The following is a 21,781-nucleotide window of genomic DNA, read 5'->3' on the forward strand; positions in this document are numbered from 1 at the left end:
GTCAGCGGCCGATGCTCTGCTCGAAGGAGAAGAACCCGTGCGGGTCGTACGCGTTCTTCGCCTCGACCAGCCGCGGATAGTTCTCGGCGTAGTACGACTCCCGCCAGTCCGCCAGCGCGGGGTCGATGTAGTTCTGGTAGGTCTCGTGCGCGGAGTACCGGTCGGTGACGGCGAAGCCGTTGTCGATCCACGCCCGGGCGGCCGCCTGTTCCTCGTCGGTGGCCTTGTCCGCCGGCAGCACGGTCGCCCAGTCCACCGAGAACCGGATGTCGCGGTGGACGTAGGCGGTCGCCGTCCGGCCGATGTCCGAGGAGGCCCCGCCCAGCGCGAAGACGTGCACCATCCGGGCGTGGCCGGCCCGGCGGTCGGCCTCGAAGGCCGCGAGCACCTCGGCCGACCCGGTGGCCGGCATGTTCTCCCGGAACAGTCGCGACCGGCTCAGGCTGAACCCGCTGCGGGGCAGGTTCGCCTGCGGGTTGTCGCCGACCCGGTGGCACTGGGCGACCGAGCTGGTGGAGCACTTGAACCAGGACATCATGCCGCCGCGGTATCCCAGCTCCTGCACGTTGCGGTAGGGCGGCGTCTGGCCGATCGCCGCGGCCAGCGCGTTCAGGTGCGGCGTGAGCTCCTCGGGCGAGCCGATGAAGGTGCCGTCGGTGAGCAGGAACGGTGCGGCGCCCGGGGAGGCGTCGAGCAGGCCGAGCAGGCAGCGGGCGCCGATCTCGCGGGGCGCCGAGTCGGCCAGCCAGTGCTGCCAGCCGTCCAGCACCTTCTCGGCGCTGTCCCAGGGCCAGGCCAGCGTGTAGTTGACCATCCGCGGGATGGTGGTGTGGCGCCGCTCGTAGCGGGTGACGATGCCGAAGTTGCCGCCACCGCCGCCGCGCAGCGCCCAGAACAGTTCGGGGTGCTCCTCCTCGGAGGCGGTCACCACCTTCCCGTCGGCGAGCACGACCTCCGCCGACACCACCGAGTCGGCGCCGAGGCCGAGCGCCCGGGTCTGCCAGCCGACGCCGCCGCCCTGCAGGTAGCCGCCCATCGCGACGGTCGGACAGATCCCGCCCGCGAGCGCCACGCCGTTGGCGGAGGCCGCGTCGACGACGTCCACCAACTGGGCGCCGGGGCCCACGACGGCGGTCTGCGGGCCGAACCGGATCCCGTTGAGCTTCGACACGTCGATGATCAGGCCGGTGGTGGTGGAGTAGCCGCCGTAGCTGTGCCCGCCGCTGCGGGGCACGGCCGGTATGCCGTGGTGGTGGGCGAAGGACAGGCAGGTCCGGACGTCGTCGGCATCCGCGCAGTAGGCGATGCCGGCCGGGTTCACGGCGTCGAACGCCATGAAGTTCAGCTGCTTGGCGAACGCGTAGTCGGGGTCCTGCGGCCGGACCAGGCGGCCCTTCAGCCGGCTCCCCAGCCGGCTCCAGTCGGACGCCTCCGCCAGGCTGGCCGGGCCTGCTCCCATCGAGCCGAGGCCCGCCGCGGCCAGCGCGAGCGCGCCGCCCTTCAGCAGTGTTCTACGAGTGGGCACGCGTTGATCTCCTTCGTCGTCGTTCAGCGCCGGGCCGTGTGCGCGGCCAGCTGCTCGGTCATCAGGTCCACGATCGGTTGCCGGTGCTCGGCCAGGAAGAAGTGACCGCCGGCGTAGACGTGCAGGTCGAAGCCGGCCGTCGTGTGCCGTTCCCAGGCGCGGACGTCGTCCAGCGAGGTCTTGGGGTCGGCGTCGCCGGCGAGGGCGGTGATCGGGCAGCCCAACTCCGCCTCGCCGGCGAGCCGGTAGGACTCGGCGGCCTTGTAGTCGGCCCGGATCGCCGGCAGCGCCGAGCGCATCAGCTCGTCGTCGGCCAGGACGCGGGTGTCGGTGCCGCTGAGCCGGGCCACTTCGGCGAGCAGGCGGTCGTCGTCGAAGGTGTGCACCAGTTCCCCGCCCGGCCGCGAGGGCGCGCGGCGCCCGGAGGCGAACAGCCGCACCAGGGTCGCCCCCGGGGCGGTCTCGATCCGGCGCGCCAGCTCGAACCCGAGGGTGGCCCCCATGCTGTGGCCGAACAGTGCCACCGGCCGGTCGAGGAACGGGCGCAGCGCCGCGAAGGCGGCGTCGGCCAGGGCCCCGATGTCGTCGATGCAGGGCTCCTGCCGTCGGTCCTGACGGCCGGGGTACTGCGCCGCCAGGACGTCCACGCGCTCCCCGACCGCCTGGGCGAACGGGAAGAAGTAGCTGGCCGCGCCGCCCGCGTGCGGCAGGCAGACCAGCCGCACCGGCGCATCCCGGGCCTCCGGGACGTATCGCCGGAACCAGCGGGCGCCCTCGTCCGAGACCGTCGTCATCGGTTCCCCTCCTGTCTCCGCGGCCGCCCTCCGGCCGTCTCCTCTGCTGTCCCCCACCGCCTGGCCGGCGGTCTCCGCCTGCCTCCGGACGATCCGCACAGCCGTTCTACCAGAGCGAGTTGAGGCAGGCGAGCAGGGTGCGCGCCTGGACGTTGACGCAGTTGCGGTGCTGCACCCAGGCCGTCAGCTGACGGACGGTCATCCAGCGGAAGTCCGGGTGCGGCTCCAGGGCCTCCGGAAGGTCACCGCAGTCGACGACCAGGTAGCGGCACTCGGCGTGGTAGAAGCGGCCGCCCTCCTCGGAGAGCAGGACGTCGTAGCGGACGTTGTCCGTCGCGCCGAGCACGTAGTCGTAGAAGCGGGGCCGCCGCTCCGGCGGAGCGTCCGCGTAGGTGGCGGGGCTGCACTGCACGGTGGGGCCGAGCTCCACGACGTCCAGGAAGCCGGGTTCGACCGCCGCGCGCATCAGGACGTGCAGGACCCCGTCGATCCGGCGGGTCAGGAAGGCGACGATGCCGACGTCGACGGGGGCCAGCAGGGGCTGCTGCCACGCGTCGACCTCGCGCCGGCCGCGCACCGAGACGCCGATGATGCGGAAGTGCTTGCCCTGCCGGTGCGCGATCTCGTCGTCCGACACCTGCCACTCCCGCAGCCCGGTCAGTTCGATCGGTCCGACGGCGAGCGGGGTGTCGACCCGCACGTCGTTGAGCCAGGCGGAGATCTCGGCGTCGGTGTGGCGGCCGTCGGCGTCGGCGGCCCGCAGGGAGTGCCACAGCTCGGCGGCGAACTCCGGGTCGGGCGCGTCCGCCAACGGGCCGTCCGAGCCGTCCGGCAGTCCGTCCGTGGCGATCGGCACGCAGGCGAGCACCGTCCGGGAGTCCATGTTGACCAGGTTCGGCACGGCCAGCAGTCGCCGTATCTGACCGTACGTCAGCCACCGGAAGTTGTCCCGGACCTCGATCTCGTCGGTGGTCTCCACGACCATGTTGCGGTTGCGCTTGCCCAGGAACCAGGCGCCCTGCTCGGACTGGAGCACATCGGCGATCACCCGGCCCCGGCCTTCCGGCAGGAAGTGGTCCAGATACGGGATCGCCGCCCCGCCGTGCACCTTGGTGTAGTTGCTCCGGGTGGCCTGCACGGTCGGCGACAGCTGGAGCTGCCGGCGGTTTCCCGGCTCGATCTTGGCCTGCATCAGGAAGTGCAGGACGCCCCCGAACTCCTTGGCCAGCAAGCCGAGTATGCCGACCTCGGGCTGATGGATGAGCGGTTGCTGCCAGGCCCGCGGTCCGGGCCCGGTCGAGGTGACGTCCGCCCCCCGGATGCTGAAGAACTTCCCGCTGTCGTGGACGAGCGAGGCCCTGCCCTCGGTGAAGTGCCAGCCCTTGAGGTCGGCCAGCGGGACCCGCTCGACCGTCATCCGGTCGGTCGTCTCACGCTCGCCGAGCCAGGCCGCGAACTCCTCGTTCGTCGTCAGGACACCCTCGGTGGCCAGCCCCGACCGCGTGACGCGCGGGCCGTCGGGCAGGACCTCGGCCGACGCGGACGGCCGACTGAGAATTTCGCTCATAATTCACCCCTCTGCAGAAGCGCCGGCACATATGGTGACGCCCCGCTTTAAACCCGCGCTAAAACCGGCCGAATTCCCGCCCGGAGGCCCCTCTTCCGGCATGCGGTTTTAGCATCGGCCAAGGCCTCCGTTAGCCGCCGGTGCGATTCTCGGCGGCAATTCCTATTGACCGATGCGAGGCGGGGAAAGCGGATGAATTCCGACTCGGCTGCTCTGGGCCCGACGGCCAACGAGGCGAAGCTGCGTGACTATCTGAATCGGACGACCGCGGGTCTCCGTCAGGTCCGCCGACGCCTCGCGGAGGTCGAGGACCGCGAGCACGAGCCCATCGCGGTGGTGTCCATGGGCTGCCGCTTCCCCGGCGGGGTGGACTCGCCCGAGGCGCTCTGGGAACTGCTGCTGTCGGAGCGGGACGCCGTCGCGCGCGTCCCCGGCGACCGCGGGTGGGACATCGACGACATCTACGACCCCGACCCCGACGCCCCCGGCAAGAGCTACACCCGGGACGGCTCGTTCCTGGAGGGCGCCGACCGCTTCGACGCCGACTTCTTCGGGATCAGCCCCCGTGAGGCCCTCGCGATGGACCCGCAGCAGCGCCAGCTGCTGGAGGTCGCGTGGGAGACCTTCGAGCGGGCCGGAATCCCTCCCGCGGCACTGCGCGGGACCCGCACCGGGGTGTTCGTCGGCAGCATCGGGCAGACCTACAACCAGAGCCTCGCGCCGGCCGTCGACCAGGTCGAGGGCTACGTCCTGACCGGCACCCAGAGCAGCATCATGTCCGGGCGGATCGCCTACGCGTACGGGCTGGAGGGCCCGGCGCTCACGGTGGACACCGCGTGCTCCTCCTCTGCGGCGGCCCTGCACCTGGCGATCCAAGCGCTGCGCGGCGGCGAGTGCGACCGGGCCCTGGCCGGCGGGGTCACCATCATGGCCACCTCCGCCTGGTACACCGAGTTCAGCCGCCAGCGCGGCCTGGCTCCGGACGGGCGCTGCAAGCCGTTCGCGGCCGCCGCCGACGGCCTGGGCTGGGGCGAGGGCGTCGGCCTGCTGATGCTGCGACGGCTGTCGGACGCCCACCGGGACGGCGACCGCGTGCTGGCCGTGCTGCGCGGCTCGGCGGTCAACTCGGACGGCGCCAGCAATGGTCTGACCTCGCCCAACGGGCCGTCCCAGCAGCGGGTCATCGAGCTGGCGCTGGCCGATGCCCGGCTGACCACCGGGGACGTCGACGCCGTCGAGGCGCACGGCACCGGCACCACGCTCGGCGACCCGATCGAGGCGCAGGCGCTGCTCGCCACCTACGGACAGAACCGCACCGACGGCGAGCCGCTCTGGCTCGGCTCGGTGAAGTCCAACATCGGCCACCCGCAGGGCGCCGCCGGGGTGGCGGGCGTCATCAAGATGGTGCTGGCGCTCCAGCACGGGCTGCTCCCGAGGACCCTGCACGTCGACGCCCCGACACCGCACGTCAACTGGGAGGCGGGCAACGTCCGGCTGCTGACCTCGGCCCGGCCGTGGCCGGAGACCGGGCGGCCGCGCCGCGCCGCCGTCTCCTCGTTCGGCGTCGGCGGAACCAACGCTCACATCGTCCTGGAGGCCGCACCGCCGCGCCCCGAGCCGGCCGCACCGGACCCGGCCGCCCCCGACGCCGCCCCCGACGCCGACGTCGCGCCCGCTGCTTCGGCCGAGGCCGCCGCCCCGCCCCTGCTGGCCGACGGCGCCCTCCCCTGGCTGGTGTCGGCCCGCAGCGAGCGCTCCCTGCGCGGCCAGGCCCAGCGGCTGCTGGACTTCGCGGCCGCCCGCCCCGAGCTGCCGTCCGCCGACGCCGCGCACGCGCTGGCCGTCGAGCGCGAGCACCACGAGCACCGCGCGGCGGTCGTCGCCGGCACCCGTGAGGAGCTGTTGGACGGCCTGCGGGCACTGGCCGACGGAAAGCCCGGCGCCCACGTCGTCCGCGGCCGGGGCACCACGGCCCGAACGGTGTTCGTGTTCCCCGGACAGGGCTCCCAGTGGGAGCGCATGGCGGTCGACCTGCTGGAGGACTCCGCGGTCTTCCGCGAGCACCTGCACGCCTGCGCCGACGCCCTCGCCCCCTACACCGACTGGTCGCTCCTCGACGTGCTGCACGGCGCGCCGGACGCACCGACGCTGGACCGGGTCGACGTGGTGCAGCCGGCGCTGTTCGCCGTGATGGTCTCGCTGGCCCGCGTGTGGCAGGCCGCCGGGGTCCGTCCGGACGCGGTGGTGGGCCACTCCCAGGGCGAGATCGCGGCCGCCCACATCGCCGGGGCGCTGTCGCTGGACGCCGCCGCGCGGATCGTGGCGCTGCGCAGCCGCGCCCTGCTCGACCTGGCCGGCACCGGCGGCATGGCCTCCGTGCCGCTGCCGGCGGCGGAGACCGCGCGGCTGCTGGACCGCCCGGACCGGCGGAGCCTGAGCGTCGCCGCGGTCAACGCACCGGGCTCCACGGTGGTGGCGGGCGCGCCGGAGGAGCTGCGGGAACTGGTCGACGCGTGCCGGGCCGACCGGGTCCCGGCCCGGCTGATCCCGGTCGACTACGCCTCGCACACCCCGTTCGTGGAGGCCGTCAGGGAACGGATCGGGGAGGCGCTGGCCGGGATCGTGCCGCAGCCGACCGGCGTCCCCTTCTACTCCACCGTCACGGCGGCTCCGCTCGGCGAGGAGGAGGCCCTCGACCCGGCGTACTGGTACCGCAACCTGCGGCAGCCGGTGCGCTTCGAGGAGACCACCCGGGCCCTGCTGGCCGACGGGCACACACTGTTCATCGAGGTGAGCGCCCACCCGGTGCTCACCGCCGCGATCCAGGACACGATCGAGGACGCCGGTGCCGAGGCGGTCGCGCACGGCACGCTCCGGCGCGACCACGGCGACCGGGCCCGGCTGCTGGAGTCCTTCGCCGAGGCGCACGTCAACGGCGCCCGCCCGGACTGGACGCGGATCGCGCCCGGCCGCCCGGCGACGCCCGTCGACCTGCCGACCTACGCCTTCGCCGGGGAGCGCTACTGGCCGGACGCGGCCGGGGCCGCCGGCGACGTCCGGTCGGCCGGGCTGGGCTCGGCCGACCACCCGCTGCTGGCCGCCGAGACCGTGCTGGCCGACGGCACCGGCCACCTGTTCTCCGGCCGGCTGTCGCTGCGCACCCATCCCTGGCTGGCCGACCACGCGGTCCACGGCTCGGTGATCGTGCCGGCCACCGGGTTCGCCGAACTCGCCCTGCACGCGGCGTTCCGGGTCGGCTGCGGCGAACTGGCCGAACTGACCCTGCACGCCCCGCTGGTGCTGCCCGGGCGGGACGCGGTCCGGATCCAGGTGATGGTCGGCGCGCCGGGACCGGACGGCGAGCGCGCCGTCGGCATCCACTCGCAGCCGGAGGACGACGGCCCGGACTCCGAGGACGTCCCGTGGACCCGCCACGCGACCGGGGTGCTGGCCCCGTCCGCGCCGCCGGCGGAGCAGCCCGTCGAGGAGTGGCCGCCGGCGGGGGCGACCCGGCTGGAGACGGCGGAGGTGTATCCGCGGCTCGGCGCCCTCGGCCTGGAGTACGGCCCGGTCTTCCGGGGGCTGCGGGCCGCCTGGCGGCTGGGTGACGACCTGTTCGCGGAGGTCGAGCTGCCCGCGGGCGCCGACGTCCGCGGGTTCGCCCTGCATCCGGCGCTGTTCGACGCCGCACTGCACGTGACGGCGCTGAGCGGCGCCGAGCACGACGGCCGGACCAGGCTGCCCTTCGCCTGGCGCGGGGTGGCCGTGCACGCCGTCGGGGCGACGGCGGTGCGGGTGCGGCTCACACTGTCCGGGCCGGAGACCGTCGGGCTGTCGATCACGGACCGGAGCGGCGCACCGGTGGCCTCGGTGGAGGCACTGACGGTACGGCCGCTCGCCGACGGGCGGAGCGCCGCGCCGGCCGTCCGCCGGGACGCGCTGTACCGCCTCTCCTGGCAGCCCGTGACGGCCCCCGCCGAGCGCGACGACCCGGCCGGCTGGGCGGTGCTCGGCGCGTTCCCGCACCCCGTCGAGTGGCTCGACGGGCGGCCCCGGGAGGCCGACGACCTCGCGGCACTGCTGCGGGAGGCCGACGCGGGCGTGCCGCTCCCGGCGACGGTGGTCGCGTTCGCCACGGCGCGGGGCCCGGCCGGAGCCGGGGGCGCGGCGGGTCCGGACACCGGTGCCGGGGAGCCGGTCGACGGCGCCCATGCCACCACCCACCGGATCCACGGCCTGGTCCAGCAGTGGCTGGCCGACGAGCGGCTGGAGGACAGCCGGCTGGTCGTGGTCACCGAGCACGCGGTCGCCGTCCGGGCCGGGGAGCACGTCACCGGCCTGGCCGACGCCCCCGCCTGGGGCTTCGTACGGGTCGCCCAGCTGGAGCGGCCGGATCGGTTCGCCCTGGTGGACCTCGACGGCCGGGAGTCCTCCGTGCGCCGGCTGCCCGAGGCCCTCGCCGCGCAGGAGCCGCAGCTCGCCCTGCGCGACGGCTCCGCCTTCGCGGCCCGGCTGGTCCACGCCGACACCGAGGCCCTGCTGACCCCGCCCGCGGGCGCCGCCTGGCGGCTGTCGACCACCGCGGCGGGCACCGTCGACAACCTCGTCCTGGAGCCCTCCCCCGCCCTCGAACGGCCGCTGGAGGCCGGGGAGGTGCGGGTCGCCGTCCGGGCCGCCGGGGTGAACTTCCGCGACGTGCTGATCGCGCTCGGCCTGTACCCGGGCGAGGCGGCCATCGGCAGCGAGGCCGCCGGCGTGGTGCTGGAGACCGGCCCGGGCGTCACCGGCCTCGCGCCCGGCGACGCCGTCATGGGGCTGTTCCCGGAGGGCGCGGTCGGCCCCGTGGCGGTGGCCGACCGGCGCGCGCTGACCCGGGTGCCGTCCGGCTGGACGTTCGTCCAGGCCGCCGCGGCACCGGTCGCGTTCCTGACCGCCTACTACGCGCTGCACGACCTGGCGGGGCTGCGGCCCGGGCAGCGGCTGCTCGTGCACGCCGCCACCGGCGGGGTCGGCACGGCCGCCGTGCAGCTGGCCCGGCACTGGGGCGCGGAGGTCTTCGCGACCGCCAGCCGCCCCAAGTGGGACGCGCTCCGCTCGGCGGGCTTCGACGACGCGCACATCGCCGACTCCCGGACGCTCGCCTTCGAGGAGGAGTTCCTGGCCGCGACCGGCGGGGAGGGCTTCGACGTCGTCCTGGACTCACTGGCCGGCGACTTCGTGGACGCCTCGCTCCGCCTGCTGCCCCGCGGCGGGTCCTTCCTGGAGATGGGCAAGACCGACGTCCGCGACGCCGACGAGGTGGCGACGCGGCACCCGGGCGTCGACTACCGGGCGTTCGAGACGGTCGAGGCGGGCCCGGACCACGTCCGGGGGATGCTCGCGGAGCTGGGCCGGCTGTTCGAGGAGGGAGTCCTGCACCCCCTCCCGGTCAGCGCCTTCGACGTCCGCGCGGCGCCCCAGGCGTTCCGGCTGATGAGCCAGGCCAAGCACACCGGCAAGCTCGTCCTCACCGTCCCCCGGCCGCTCGCCGCCGACGGCACCGTGCTGGTGACCGGCGGCACCGGCACGCTCGGCGCGGCGGTCGCCCGGCACCTGGTCGCCGAGCACGGCGTCCGGCACCTGCTGCTGGTGGGCCGGCGCGGCCCCGACGCGGCCGGAGCCGGCGAACTCCGGGCCGAGTTGGCCGCGGCGGGCGCCGAGGTGACCGTGCTGGCCTGCGACACGGCCGACCGGGAGGAGCTGCGACGGGTGCTCGGCACGATCCCGCCCGAGCACCCGCTCACCGCCGTCGTGCACTCCGCGGGCGTCACCGACGACGCCGCCGTCACCGTCCTGGAGCCCGGTCAGCTCGGCCCGGTGCTGCGCCCCAAGGTCGACGCCGCCTGGCACCTGCACGAGCTCACCCGCGACCTCGACCTCACCGCGTTCGTGCTGTTCTCCTCGCTCGCCGGCACTCTCGGCAACCCGGGGCAGGCCAACTACGCGGCGGGCAACACCTTCCTCGACGCGCTGGCGGCGCACCGGCACGCGCTGGGCCTGCCCGCGGTCTCGCTCGCCTGGGGCCTGTGGGAGAGCGCCAGCGGCATCACCGCCGACCTCTTCGAGGAGAAGCAGCACGCCGTCGCGCACAGCCTGCTCACCACCATGTCCGACGCCGAGGCGCTCGCGTTGTTCGACGCCGGGCTCGCCGGGGGCCGCGCCGACCTGGTCCCCGCCGGGATCAACCTGGCCGCGGTCCGGGCGGCGGCCGAGACCCGGGCGGCGCCCGCGGTACTGCGCGGCTTCCTGCGCCCCGCCCGCCGCCGGGCCGGCGGCCGGAGCGCCGTCCAGGGCTCGCTGGCGCGGGAACTCGCCGGCCGTTCCGCGGCCGAGCAGCGCGGCCTGCTGCTGGACCTGGTGCGCGGCAACGTCGGCGCCGTGCTCGGCCACCCCGCGCCGGAGACGATCGACCCCCGGCGCCCGTTCCAGGAGATCGGGTTCGACTCGCTGACCGCCGTCGAACTGCGCAACCGCCTGAACACCGAGACCGGCCTGCGGCTGCCCGCCACCCTGGTCTTCGACCACCCGAGCGCGGCCGCGCTCGCCGAGTACCTGCGCGAGCGGCTGGGCGGCCGGACCGAGGGCGCCGCCGTCAGCGCCAGGGCCGCGTCCGGCGGCACCGACGACCCGGTCGTGATCGTCGCGATGGCCTGCCGTTTCCCGGGCGGCGTCCGGTCCCCGGACGACCTGTGGGACGTGGTCGACACCGGCCGGGAGACGGTGGCGGGCTTCCCCGAGGACCGCGGCTGGGACCTGGACACCCTCTTCGACCCCGACCCCGACCACCCCGGCACCTCGTACGTCGACCGGGGCGGCTTCCTGGAGGAGGCCGGGCACTTCGACGCCGAGTTCTTCGGCATGAGCCCGCGCGAGGCGCTGGGAACCGACCCGCAGCAGCGCGTCCTGCTGGAGACCGCCTGGGAGGCCCTGGAGCGGGCCGGCATTCCCGCCGGGACGCTGCGGCGCAGCCGTACCGGCGTCTTCGTCGGCATGACGTCCTACGGATACCCGGCCAGCGCGTCGCGGGAGGCCGAGGCGGTCGAGGGCTACCTGCTGACCGGTGCGGCCAGCAGCGTCGCGTCCGGCCGGATCGCCTACGCCCTCGGCCTGGAGGGCCCGGCGATGACCGTCGACACGGCCTGCTCGTCGTCGCTGGTGGCGCTGCACCTGGCAGCGCAGTCGCTGCGCAACGGCGAGTGCGACCTCGCGCTGGCCGGCGGCGTCACCGTGATGCCCTCACCGAGCGTCTTCGTCGGCTTCAGCCGCCAGCGCGGCCTCGCGCCGGACGGGCACTGCAAGCCGTTCGGGGCGGGCGCCGACGGCACCGTCTTCTCCGAGGGCGTCGGTCTGCTGCTGGTCGAGCGGCTGTCGGACGCCCGGCGCAACGGGCACCAGGTGCTCGCGGTGGTGCGCGGCTCGGCCGTGAACTCCGACGGCACCAGCAACGGCCTGACCGCCCCCAACGGGCCCTCCCAGCAGCGGGTGATCGAGCAGGCCCTCGCCAGTGCGGGCATCACCCCGGCGGACGTGGACGCGGTCGAGGCGCACGGCACCGGGACCACGCTCGGCGACCCGATCGAGGCCCAGGCCCTGCTGGCCACCTACGGGCAGGACCGGCCCGACGGACAGCCGCTCTGGATCGGCTCGGTCAAGTCCAACATCGGCCACACCCAGCAGGCCGCCGGCGTGGCGAGCGTGATCAAGACGGTCCAGGCGATGCGGCACGGCCGGCTGCCGGCGATCCTGCACGTCGACGAGCCCACGCCGCACGTCGACTGGGAGTCCGGAGCCGTCTCGGTGCTCACCAGGGCGGTGCCGTGGCCGGAGACCGGGCGGGCCCGGCGGGCGGGCGTGTCCGCGTTCGGCATCAGCGGCACCAACGCCCACGTCATCCTGGAGCAGCCGGCCGCCGCCGACCGCGCCACCGCGCCGGCACCCGCCGCCGACCCGGCCGTCCTGGTACCGGACCCGGGCGCCGCCGCGCTGCCCTGGCCGGTGTCGGGCCGGACGCCGGCGGCGCTGCGCGCCCAGGCCGCCCGGCTCGCGGGATACGCGGCGGGCGACGGCGCGGCCGACCCGGCCGACACGGCCTGGGCGCTGGCCACCGGCCGGGAGGCGTTCGAGCACCGCGCCGTCGTCCTCGGCCGCGACCGCGGCGAGCTGGCGGCAGCGCTGGCCGCGCTCGCTGCCGACCGGCCGCACCCGGCCCTGGTCCACGGCCCGGCCGCCGCCTCCGGGCCGGGCCGAACCGTCCTGGTCTTCCCCGGCCAGGGCTCGCAGTGGGACGGCATGGCGCTCGACCTGCTGGAACGCTCACCGGTGTTCGCCGCGCACCTGGCCGCCTGCGCCGACGCGATCGACCGCCACACCGACTGGTCGCTGCTCGACACCCTGCGCGGCGGACCGGGCGCGGCCGACCTGTCGCGGGTCGACGTGGTCCAGCCCGCGCTGTTCGCCGTGATGACCTCGCTGGCCGAGCTCTGGAAGTCCGCCGGTGTCCTCCCGGACGCGGTCGTCGGCCACTCCCAGGGGGAGATCGCCGCCGCCTACGTGGCGGGGGCGCTGTCGCTGGACGACGCGGCCCGCGTGGTCGCGCTCCGCAGCAGGGTCCTGACCCGGCTCGCCGGGACGGGCACCATGGCCTCGGTGCCGCTGCCCGCCGAGGAGGTGGCCGCCCGCCTGGCCGAGGCCGACGACGTCCACCTGGCCGCGGTCAACGGGCCGGACAGCACGGTCGTCGCGGGCGGCGCGGACGCCGTCCGGGCGTTCGTCGAGCGGTACCGGGCCGAGGGCGTCCGGGCCCGGCTGATCCCCGTCGACTACGCCTCGCACACCCCGCACATCGACGCGCTGCGCGACGAGCTGCTGGAGGTGCTGGCCCCAGTCAGCCCGCGGACCGGCACCGTGCCGTTCTACTCCACCCTCACCGGCACGATCATCGACACCGCCGAACTGGACGCCGACTACTGGTACCGCAACCTGCGGCACACCGTCCGGTTCGCCGAGGCCACCGAGGCGCTGCTGGGCAGCGGCCACCGGCTGTTCGTCGAGTCCGCGCCGCACCCGGTGCTGACCGTCGGCGTGCAGCAGACCATCGAACGCGCCGAGGTCCCGGCGCACGCCCTCGGCACCCTGCGGCGCGACGAGGACGGCGGCCGGGAGCTGCTGGCCGCCCTCGCCCGGGCCTACACCCACGGCGCCCCGGTCGACTGGACGACGGTGCTCGCCCCCGCCACCGCACGGCCCGCCCTGCCGACGTACGCGTTCCAGCGCACCCCGTACTGGCTCAAGCCCTCGACGGTGGCCGGCGACGTCTCGGCCGCCGGGCTGGCCGACACCGGGCACCCGCTGGTCTCGGCCGGGCTGTCGGTCGCCGCCGACGGCCGGCGGATCCTCAGCGGGCGGGTCTCCCTGCGCAGCCACCCGTGGCTGTCCGACCACCGGGTGGAGGACGCCGCCCTGGTGCCCGGCACCGCCTTCGTCGAACTGGCGCTGTACGCGGCGCGCGAGACCGGCTGCGCGGCGGTGGACGAGATCACCCTGCTCGCGCCGCTGGTGCTTCCCGAGCAGGGCGCCGTCCACCTGCAGGTCGTCGTCCTGGCCGAGGAGGACGGTGCGCGCCCCGTCACGGTGCACTCGCGCCCCGAGTCCGACGACCCGGACGCGGAGTGGACGCTCCACGCCACCGGGTCGCTGGCCGTGGCCGCGGGCCCGGCGGCGGAGCCGCTGACCGTGTGGCCGCCGGACGGGGCCGAACGGCTCGACGCCGGCGCCGCGTACGACCGCTTCACCGCCAAGGGCCAGGTCTACGGACCGGTGTTCCAGGGCTTGCGGGCGGTCTGGCGGCGGGAGGGCGACCTCTACGCCGAGGTCGCCCTCCCCGAGGACGTCGACCCGGAGGGGTTCGGCGTCCACCCCGCACTGCTCGACGCCGCCCTGCACGCCCTGATGGCGGCGCCGCCCGCACCGGCCGACGCGGCCGACGGGTCGGCGGTGCTGCTGCCGTTCTCGTGGACCGGTCTCTCGCTGGAGGCGGCCGCCGGACGCACGCTGCGCGTCCGGGTGCGCTCCGGCGCCGACCGCTCCGTGGGGCTGGACCTGGCCGACGGCGCCGGCCGCCCGCTCGGGCGGATCGGGGCGCTGCGGCTGCGGCCGCTGACCCAGGGCCCGGGCGGGCTCGGGGCCGGCCGCGGCCGGGGGCCGCTGCTGGCCACCCGGTGGGTCGAGGCCGGCCCGGCCGGCGAGGCCGCGCCGTCGCTGGCCCTGGTCGGCGTGGCCGGCGTCACCGGCGACCGCTCCCCCCGGTACGCCGATCTGGACGCGCTGCGCGCGGCCGTCGCGGCCGGCGCCCCGGCACCGGACGCCGTGGTGGTGGACTGCGGCGGCGCGCGGGCGGGGTCGGGCGACCCGGCCGAACGGGCGCGCCGGGCGACCCGCCACGCACTGGGACTGGTCCAGCAGTGGCTGACCGAGGAGGCGTTCGCCGGGGCGACGCTGGTCCTGCTCTCGCGCGGCGCGGTCGCCGTCACGGACCGGGACGGCACGCCCGTCACCGCGCACGAGGACGTGCCGGACCTCGCGGCGGCCGCCGTCTGGGGGCTGGTCCGCAGCGCGCAGTCGGAGAACCCGTTCAGGTTCCTGCTCGTCGACGTGGACGCGGACACCACCGAGGACGCGCTCGCCGCGGCCGTCGCCGCCGGGGAGCCGCAGGCCGCGGTGCGCGGAGGCAGGGTCCACCTGCCTCGGCTGGCCCGGCCGGCGGCCGCCGCGCCCGTGCCCTCGGCCGCGCCCGTACCGGAGTCCGGGCCCGTGCCGGGGTCGGCGCCCTCGTCCTTCGGGCCGGGCGGCACGGTCCTGGTCACCGGCGGCACCGGCACCCTGGGCGGCCTCGTCGCCCGACACCTGGTGACCGCGCACGGCGTCGACCACCTGCTGCTGATCAGCCGCAGCGGCCCGCTGGCGGACGGCGCCGGCGAGCTGGCCGCCGAACTCGGCGGCCTCGGCGCCACCGTCACCGTCACCGCCTGCGACACGGCGGACCGCGAGGCACTCGCCGCGGTGCTCGCGGCGGTCCCCGGCGAGCACCCGCTGACCGCGGTGGTCCACGCCGCCGGAACGCTGGACGACGCCACCGTGGCCGGGCTCACCCCGGAGCGGCTCGACGCCGTGCTGCGCCCGAAGGCCGACGCCGCGTGGCACCTGCACGCCCTGACCGAGCACCTCGGGCTGTCGGCGTTCGTGCTGTTCTCCTCCGCCGCGGGCGTCCTCGGTGCCCCCGGCCAGGCCAACTACGCCGCCGCCAACAGCTTCCTCGACGCGCTCGCCACCCACCGGCAGGCCCGGGGGCTGCCCGCGGTGTCCCTGGCCTGGGGCCCGTGGGAGCAGACCAGCGCGCTCACCGCCCACACCGAGGGCGCCCGGGGGACGGGCTCGGTCCGCCGCGGCCTCGCCCGGCTCACCACGCCGGACGCGCTGGACCGCTTCGACGCCGCCCTCGACGCGGGCCCCGCGGCCCTGGTCCTGGCCGAACTCGACCTGCGGGCCCTGCGCGCCCAGGCGGCCGCCGACGCCCTGCCGCCGGTCCTGCGCGGACTGGTCCGGATGCCGCAGCGCCGGGTGGACGACACCGGCCCCGCCCTCGCCGAACGGCTCACCGGCCGGGCACCGGCCGACCAACTGGCCTTGGTGGCCGAGGTGGTGCACGGCCACACGGCCGCCGTCCTGGGCCACGGCTCACCGGCCGGCATCGCCACCGACCGCGCCTTCCAGGAGCTGGGCTTCGACTCGCTGACCGCGATCGAGCTGCGCAACCGGCTCAGCCGGGCGACCGGTCTCACGCTGCCGGCGACCCTGGTCTTCGACTACCCGACGGTGGGGGCCCTGGCCGCGTACCTGAGGGAGCGTCTCGCCCCGCCGGAGCAGTCGCCCGCCGAGGCGGTGCTCGCCTACCTCGACCAGCTGGAGGCCGCGTTGGCGGCGCTGCCCCAGGAGGACTCGGACGCGTCGATCGACCAGCGCCTGCGACTGCTGGCCTTCCGCCCGAGGGCCGCAGCCGGCGGCCCGCAGGATGCGGGCGCGGGGAACGGATCCGGGAACGGATCCGCGGGCGCACCCGTGGACGGGGCCCCCGACGGCACGACCGACGGCGCCCCGGGCGGCGCCGGGATCGGGACGGCCTCGGCCGACGAGCTGATGGACCTGATCGACCGCGAGTTCCGCCAGGGGTAACCGTCGCCGGGGGGAGCGGCTCCGGCCGGTCCCCCCGGCCGCGGGCCCCTGGCCCGGCCCCGTCACCGGCCTCACGTGCCCGGAACGCCGAGGACCCCCTTCGGCGAGGATCATGTCCTCGCCGAAGGGGGTCCGCTGCCGCCGCGCCCGGGGCCGCCGACGGGCGGCGCCGGTGGCGCCCGGACGCAGCCGCGTCCTCAGCCCGCCAGTTCGGTCAGGTCCTCGGTAGTCAGCTCCAGGCCGGCCGCGGCGACGTTCTCCTCCAGGTGCTCCAGGACACTGGTGCCCGGGATCGCCAGCACCGCCGGCGAGTGGGCGAGCAGCCAGGCCAGCGCGACCTGATGGGTGGTCGCGCCGTGGCGGGCGGCGACGGCCTCCACCCGGGCCGGGTCGATCTTCTCGCCGCCCCCGCCGAGCGGGAAGAACGGCACGTAGGCGATGCCCGCCCGCTCGCAGATCGCCAGGAGGTCGGCGTCGGCCCGGCGGTGCACGTGGAACTGGTTCTGCACGGCGGCCACCGGGGCGATGGCCCGGGCCTCGGCGAGCTGGGCCGCGTCGACGTTGCTGACGCCCAGGTGCCGGATCAACCCCTCGGCGTGCAGCTCGGCCAGGGCCTCGAAGCGGTCGCCGATCGACTCGCCACCCGGCTCGCCCATGCCGCCGACCCGCAGGTAGACCAGGTCGAGGCGGTCCACGCCGAGCCGGCGCAGGTCCTCCTCGACCAGGCCGCGCAGCTGCTCGGGGGTGGCCTCGGCGGTGGGCACCACACCGCCCTCCAGCATCGGGCCGACCTTGGTGGCGATCACCAGGTCGTCACGGTACGGGGAGAGCGCCTGACGGATCGTCTCGTGCGACTGGAGGTCGCCGAAGCCGTAGAAGCCCGCGGTGTCGATGTGGTTCACGCCGAGTTCGACGGCGCGGCGCAGGACGGCGACGGCCGACTCGGGGTCACGCACCGAGCCGCCGAGGGCGATCCGCATCGCTCCGAAACCGAGCCGGTTGACCCGCAGGTCACCGCCGAGCAGGAATTCCCCGGCGGAGGAGGCCGTGGTGGTGGTCATGTGTGTGCATCCTCGGGTTGTCGGTTGGACAGGTCAGGTCTGAGCAGGTCGGGCCCCCGACGCACGCGGCCCGGCAGTGCGGACACCGCCGGGCCGGATCGCCGCACCGGGCCGGTCACGCCTCCTGCGGCTGGGCCCCCTGCGACTGGGCGGCCTCGGCCGCCTGTCGCGGAACCGGCGCGGGCGCCACCACCGTCTTCGGCAGGAACAGGGTCGGCACGACCGCGAGGACCAGGAAGCCGACGCCCCACCAGAAGGTGGTGCTGTAGGCGTGTGCGAGACCGGTCGGGCCGACGGTGCCGTCGGGCGCCCGGTCCGTCTGGTCGGACAGCTGGATCTGGAGCACCACACTGATCACGGCGGTGCCGGCCGACAGGCCGAGTTGCTGGAAGATCCGCGAGGCGCCGGTCGCCCGGGCGATCTGCTGCGGCGGCAGCCCGACGTAGAGTGCGGTCGACATGGTCAGCACCACCATCGCCAGGCCCACGCCGGAGACCAGCATGGCCGTGATGATGAGGACCCGTGAGGTGCCCGCGTCGAACAGCGGGTAGAAGGCGGCGCCCGCGATCGCCAGGACGATGCCCACCACGCCGACCAGCCGCGGGCCGAGCTTGTTGAACACCCGACCGAGCAGGACGGAGGTGACCACCGAGCCCACCCCGAAGGCGACCAGCAGCACGCCGGTGCTCATCGGGCTCTCACCGTGGACCTGCTGCAGGAACAGCGGCTGGACGATGCCGGCGCCCATGGTGAGCCCGACCAGCAGCAGCAGAGTGCAGGACGTCGCGAAGCCCCGGTACTTGAACATCTGCATCGACACCAGCGCGTCGACGTTCGGCCGCGCGGCGTGCACGCCGAATCCGGCGAGCAGCGCAACGCCGACCGCGAGCAGCGCGATCACCTGGCCGCTGCCGAAGCCGACCGTGCCCGCCCGGGAGAAGCCGTAGACGATGGCCACCAGGCCGGGGACGAGCAGCAGCACCCCGAGCACGTCCAGCTTGGCGGCGGTCTCCGCCTTCATGTTCGGCAGGTTGCGGCCCGCCACCAGGAAGGCGATCACGCCGATCGGGATGTTGATGAAGAACATCCACCGCCAGTCGATGCCGTCGACGATGACCCCGCCGAGGACCGGGCCGAGTGTCGGGCCGATCATGCCGGGGATCGCCATCAGGGCGACCAGTTTCGCCCGGTGCTCCATGCCGGCGAGCCGCATCAGCATCGCCTGGCCGACCGGGACCATCATCCCGCCGCCGAGGCCCTGCAGCACCCGGGCCGCCACCAGCATCCAGATCGAGGTGGACAGGCCGCACAGGACCGATCCGACCAGGAAGACGGCCAGCGAGACGATCCACATCGTCCGGGGCCCGAAGCGGTCCGCGGCCCAGCCGGCGAGCGGCATGCCGACCATCAGGGCGAGCAGGTAGGCGGTCACCACCCACTGCAGGGTCGCCACCGAGGCCGACAGGTCGTGGGCGAGCGTGTTGAGCGCCACGCTGACCATGGTCCCGTCGAGCTGCATCACCAGCAGGCCGATCAGGACGACCCCGGCGACTCTCAGCAGCTCCGGTGGTAACGGCTGGCTCTTGCCTGCGGGCTGGGCGTCACTCGAACTCTGCGCCATCAGACTCCCTCGCGAACGTCCGCACTTCCGGGCCTTTCGATCACGGCATCAGGCTCCCACAAGCTTGCGTGACACGCAACCAGTTGCAGACTCTGCAGAACTCTGCCGATCACGACGGCTCGGCGGCGAGCCCGAGAGGGTTCAGCCCTCCTTTAGCGCACCGGGCTTCCATGGGCCCCCAGCATCCCGAGAGGTGACCCTGTGCGTATCCTTTTCGCCCCGCTCCCCAGGGCTTCCCACCTGTACTTCGTCGCACCGCTGGCCTGGGCCTGCCGGGCGGCCGGGCACGAGGTGCGGATCGCCGCACCGCCCGACCTCACCGAGGCGGTGGTCCGGGCCGGACTGACCCCGGCCGAGATCGGTGCCGGACCGCACCCGGCGACACCCGCGGCGCCCACCCCTCCCGGTGGCCGGCCCGCCACTCCCGGCCTCCTCGCCGAAGCATCCGACGACGAGCGGCGCAGGCTCCTCGACCTCAGGTTCGCCCCCCTGGTCGACACGGCCGTCCGCACCGCCCCCGACCTGGTGCGGTTCGCCGAGTACTGGCGCCCGCAGCTCGTCGTCGCCGATCCGATGGCCTTCGCCGCACCGCTGGTCGCGGCGGCGCGGGACATCCCGTTGCTGCGCCACCTCACCGGGCCCGACATCATGCACCGCACCCACAACCCGATGCACGGGCCGACGACCGGCGACGAGTACACCCCCAACTGGCCCACCGGGCTGGCCGAACTCTTCACGAAGTTCGGCGCGGCGGTCCGCGACGACTACGCGTCGGGCAGCATCGACCCCTGGCCGGGCAGCGTGCAGGTACCGGACGCACCCGCCCGCATCCCCGTGCGCTTCGTCTCGTACGACGGCGCGGCCGCCGCGCCCGACCGGACCCCGGAGCCGAGCGGCCGCCCGCAGGTCTGCGTCAGCTGGGGCGAGCGGGGCGAGCCCGACGGCGGGGTCGGTGAGGCGCCCGTCCTCACCCGCGTCCTCGACGCGCTCGCCGCCCGGGACGTCGACGTCGTCCTCACCGGCAGCGGGATCGACCGGGTCCGGCACCGCCCGCTCCCGGACCGGATCCGCCTCGCCGACGGCCTTCCGCTGCACGCGCTCGTGCCCGACTGCGAGGCCGTGATCAGCGAGGGCGGCACCAACACCATCCTCACCGCCGCCTCGCTCGGCGTCCCGCAGGTCCTGCTCCCCCTGGTGGAACGACCGCCGAACGCGGCGAACTTCTGCGAGAGCGGCGCGGGCATCACCCTGAGCGGCACCGAAGCCGGCACCGAGGCCATCGGCGCCGCGGTCGACTCGGCGCTCGCCGACGACGGGATCCGGGCCGCCGCCCGGAAGATGCGCGACGAGATCGCCGCCGCCCCGTCGCCCGCCGACCTGGTGCGCACGCTGGAGCAGCTGGCCTGACCGCACCGGCCGGCCCCGGCCCGGCGGGACGCCTCCCGGCACCGGGAGGCGTCCCGCCCGTCGTCGTCCCGTCATCGTCCGGCCGGCCGGCCGTCGTTCACGACCGCCGGGCGGACACCGTCATCTTCTTGACCCCGTAGAACTCCGAGTCGTGAAAGACCGCGTCGCCCGTGGCCCGCAGCTCGGTGAACGCGTCCATGAGTCCGTTGAGGGCGATCTCGGTCTCCAGCCGGGCCAGCGGCGCACCGAGGCAGAAGTGGATGCCGTGGCCGAACCCGACGTGGCGGTTCGGGTCGCGGTCGATGTCGAACCGCTCCGGCTCCCGGAACTGCCGCTCGTCGTGGTTGGCCGACAGGATCGACGGCATGACGATCCCGTTGGCCGGGATGACGCCGCCGGCCAACTCCAGCTCCTCGGTGGCGATCCGCAGCGCCCGGGGGAACGGCGGGCGCCACCGGACGACCTCCTCCAGCGCCGCGGGCACCAGGGACCGGTCGGCCCGGATCCGGGCCTCGGCCTCCGGGGTGTCCCCCAGGCAGAGCAGGGTGTTGCCGAGCAGCAGCGTGGTGGTGATGTGGCCGGTGTTGAGCAGCAGGGCCGCGAAGGTGGCCACCTGGAGGTCGGTCAGCCGCTGCCCGTCGAGCTCCGCCGCGGCCAGCGCGCCGAGCACGTCCCCGGTCGACCCGTCCGAGCGCCGGCGCCGGACCTCGGCCACCAGGTACTCGTCGAGCTCCTTGGTGGTGTCCGCGATGGCCTGGGCCGCGGCCTGGTCGGACTCCGAGTCGTCGGCCCGGATGCCGAGCAGCCGGTCGGCGCACTGCCGGAAGAACGCCCGGTCGGCCGGCGAGATGCCGAGGAGTTCGGCGATCACGATGACCGGCAGCGGGTAGGCCAGGTACTCGACGAAGTCGAAGGTGTCGTCCGGGGCGGCGGCCAGCAGCTCCTGGACGATCTCACCGATGCGTGGCCGCAGGGCGGCGACGGTCTTCGGGGTGAAGGCCTGGCTGACCAGCTGCCGCAGCTTCCGGTGGTCCGGCGGATCCTGCCAGGGCAGGTTCGCGCTGAGCTTCTCCTCGCCGAAGACCGGCATGAGCCGGCCGATGTTCGACGAGAAGCGCGCCGGGTCGGAGAACACCTCCTGGACGTCGTCGTACCGGAAGACGAAATAGTGGCCGCGCTCGTCCTGCCAGAGCGGCTGCTCGTCGCGCATCCGCCGCATCCATTCCAGGAGCTCGGCGCCGCCGTCGGTGAACAGCGGCATCCGGACGGTTTCGCCCGTGCTCATCACACCTCCCGTATCGGGCCGCGGGATTCTGGCGAATCCCGTTTCGCGGCCCGCGACAGCGGCCCAATTTATCAACGAACCGGCAGCCTGTCGTGGGAAAAAATACCCGGGACCGCATATTAGTGAGATTTTAGATTTCACCGCTAGCCTGACATCCGCCATGGACAAACGAATTCCGACGACCGCGGTACCGGCAATCCCATGACGCCGGTATTCCCGTGGTGTCGGTAATCCCGCGGCGCCGGAAATCCGAC

Annotated in this window: 8 protein-coding genes; 2 read left to right on the top strand and 6 right to left on the bottom strand. The window is 75.0% G+C overall.

What is annotated here, in order from left to right; translation table 11 throughout:
* Position 1: 1 nt before the first annotated feature.
* From AB0F71_RS33535 to AB0F71_RS33545, 3 genes are all read right to left on the bottom strand, one after another.
* Positions 2 to 1,525 (bottom strand): FAD-binding oxidoreductase, encoded by a 1,524-nt coding sequence (locus tag AB0F71_RS33535; RefSeq protein WP_360242728.1) that lies wholly within the window; start codon positions 1,523 to 1,525, stop codon positions 2 to 4.
* A gap of 23 nt (positions 1,526 to 1,548) precedes the next feature.
* Complete coding sequence (locus AB0F71_RS33540; protein ID WP_360242731.1) at positions 1,549 to 2,319, bottom strand: alpha/beta fold hydrolase; 771 nt, start codon at positions 2,317 to 2,319, stop codon at positions 1,549 to 1,551.
* A 106-nt stretch (positions 2,320 to 2,425) separates the two neighbouring features.
* Positions 2,426 to 3,886 (bottom strand): NDP-hexose 2,3-dehydratase family protein, encoded by a 1,461-nt coding sequence (locus AB0F71_RS33545; protein ID WP_360242734.1) that lies wholly within the window; start codon positions 3,884 to 3,886, stop codon positions 2,426 to 2,428.
* A gap of 192 nt (positions 3,887 to 4,078) precedes the next feature.
* On the opposite strand from AB0F71_RS33545, the gene AB0F71_RS33550 reads away from it, so the two are divergent.
* Positions 4,079 to 16,153, top strand: coding sequence for an SDR family NAD(P)-dependent oxidoreductase (locus tag AB0F71_RS33550; RefSeq protein ID WP_360242737.1), 12,075 nt, complete (start codon positions 4,079 to 4,081; stop codon positions 16,151 to 16,153).
* 197 nt (positions 16,154 to 16,350) lie between these two features.
* Here AB0F71_RS33550 and AB0F71_RS33555 read toward each other — a convergent pair whose 3' ends face one another.
* Positions 16,351 to 17,214, bottom strand: a complete 864-nt coding sequence (locus tag AB0F71_RS33555; RefSeq protein ID WP_360242740.1) for an aldo/keto reductase — start codon at positions 17,212 to 17,214, stop codon at positions 16,351 to 16,353.
* Between the two features lie 115 nt (positions 17,215 to 17,329).
* Positions 17,330 to 18,835, bottom strand: coding sequence for an MDR family MFS transporter (locus AB0F71_RS33560; RefSeq protein ID WP_360242742.1), 1,506 nt, complete (start codon positions 18,833 to 18,835; stop codon positions 17,330 to 17,332).
* A gap of 201 nt (positions 18,836 to 19,036) precedes the next feature.
* Between AB0F71_RS33560 and AB0F71_RS33565 the strand changes: the two genes are divergently transcribed.
* A complete protein-coding gene (locus AB0F71_RS33565; protein ID WP_360242745.1) occupies positions 19,037 to 20,242 on the top strand; it encodes a nucleotide disphospho-sugar-binding domain-containing protein in 1,206 nt (401 codons plus the stop codon).
* A 97-nt stretch (positions 20,243 to 20,339) separates the two neighbouring features.
* Here the strand turns inward: AB0F71_RS33565 and AB0F71_RS33570 are convergent, their stop codons facing one another.
* Entirely contained in the window at positions 20,340 to 21,527 is a 1,188-nt protein-coding gene (locus AB0F71_RS33570) for a cytochrome P450 (RefSeq protein WP_360242748.1), read from the bottom strand.
* Positions 21,528 to 21,781 lie beyond the last annotated feature (254 nt).

Source organism: Kitasatospora sp. NPDC028055 (assembly GCF_040637885.1).
GTDB lineage: Bacteria > Actinomycetota > Actinomycetes > Streptomycetales > Streptomycetaceae > Kitasatospora.

Excerpts from the sequence above, each read along its gene's own strand:
- AB0F71_RS33540 (WP_360242731.1), bottom strand. The coding sequence starts at position 2,319 with ATGACGACGGTCTCGGACGAGGGCGCCCGCTGGTTCCGGCGATACGTC.
- AB0F71_RS33545 (WP_360242734.1), bottom strand. The coding sequence starts at position 3,886 with ATGAGCGAAATTCTCAGTCGGCCGTCCGCGTCGGCCGAGGTCCTGCCC.
- AB0F71_RS33550 (WP_360242737.1), top strand. The coding sequence starts at position 4,079 with ATGAATTCCGACTCGGCTGCTCTGGGCCCGACGGCCAACGAGGCGAAG.
- AB0F71_RS33555 (WP_360242740.1), bottom strand. The coding sequence starts at position 17,214 with ATGACCACCACCACGGCCTCCTCCGCCGGGGAATTCCTGCTCGGCGGT.
- AB0F71_RS33560 (WP_360242742.1), bottom strand. The coding sequence starts at position 18,835 with ATGGCGCAGAGTTCGAGTGACGCCCAGCCCGCAGGCAAGAGCCAGCCG.
- AB0F71_RS33570 (WP_360242748.1), bottom strand. The coding sequence starts at position 21,527 with ATGAGCACGGGCGAAACCGTCCGGATGCCGCTGTTCACCGACGGCGGC.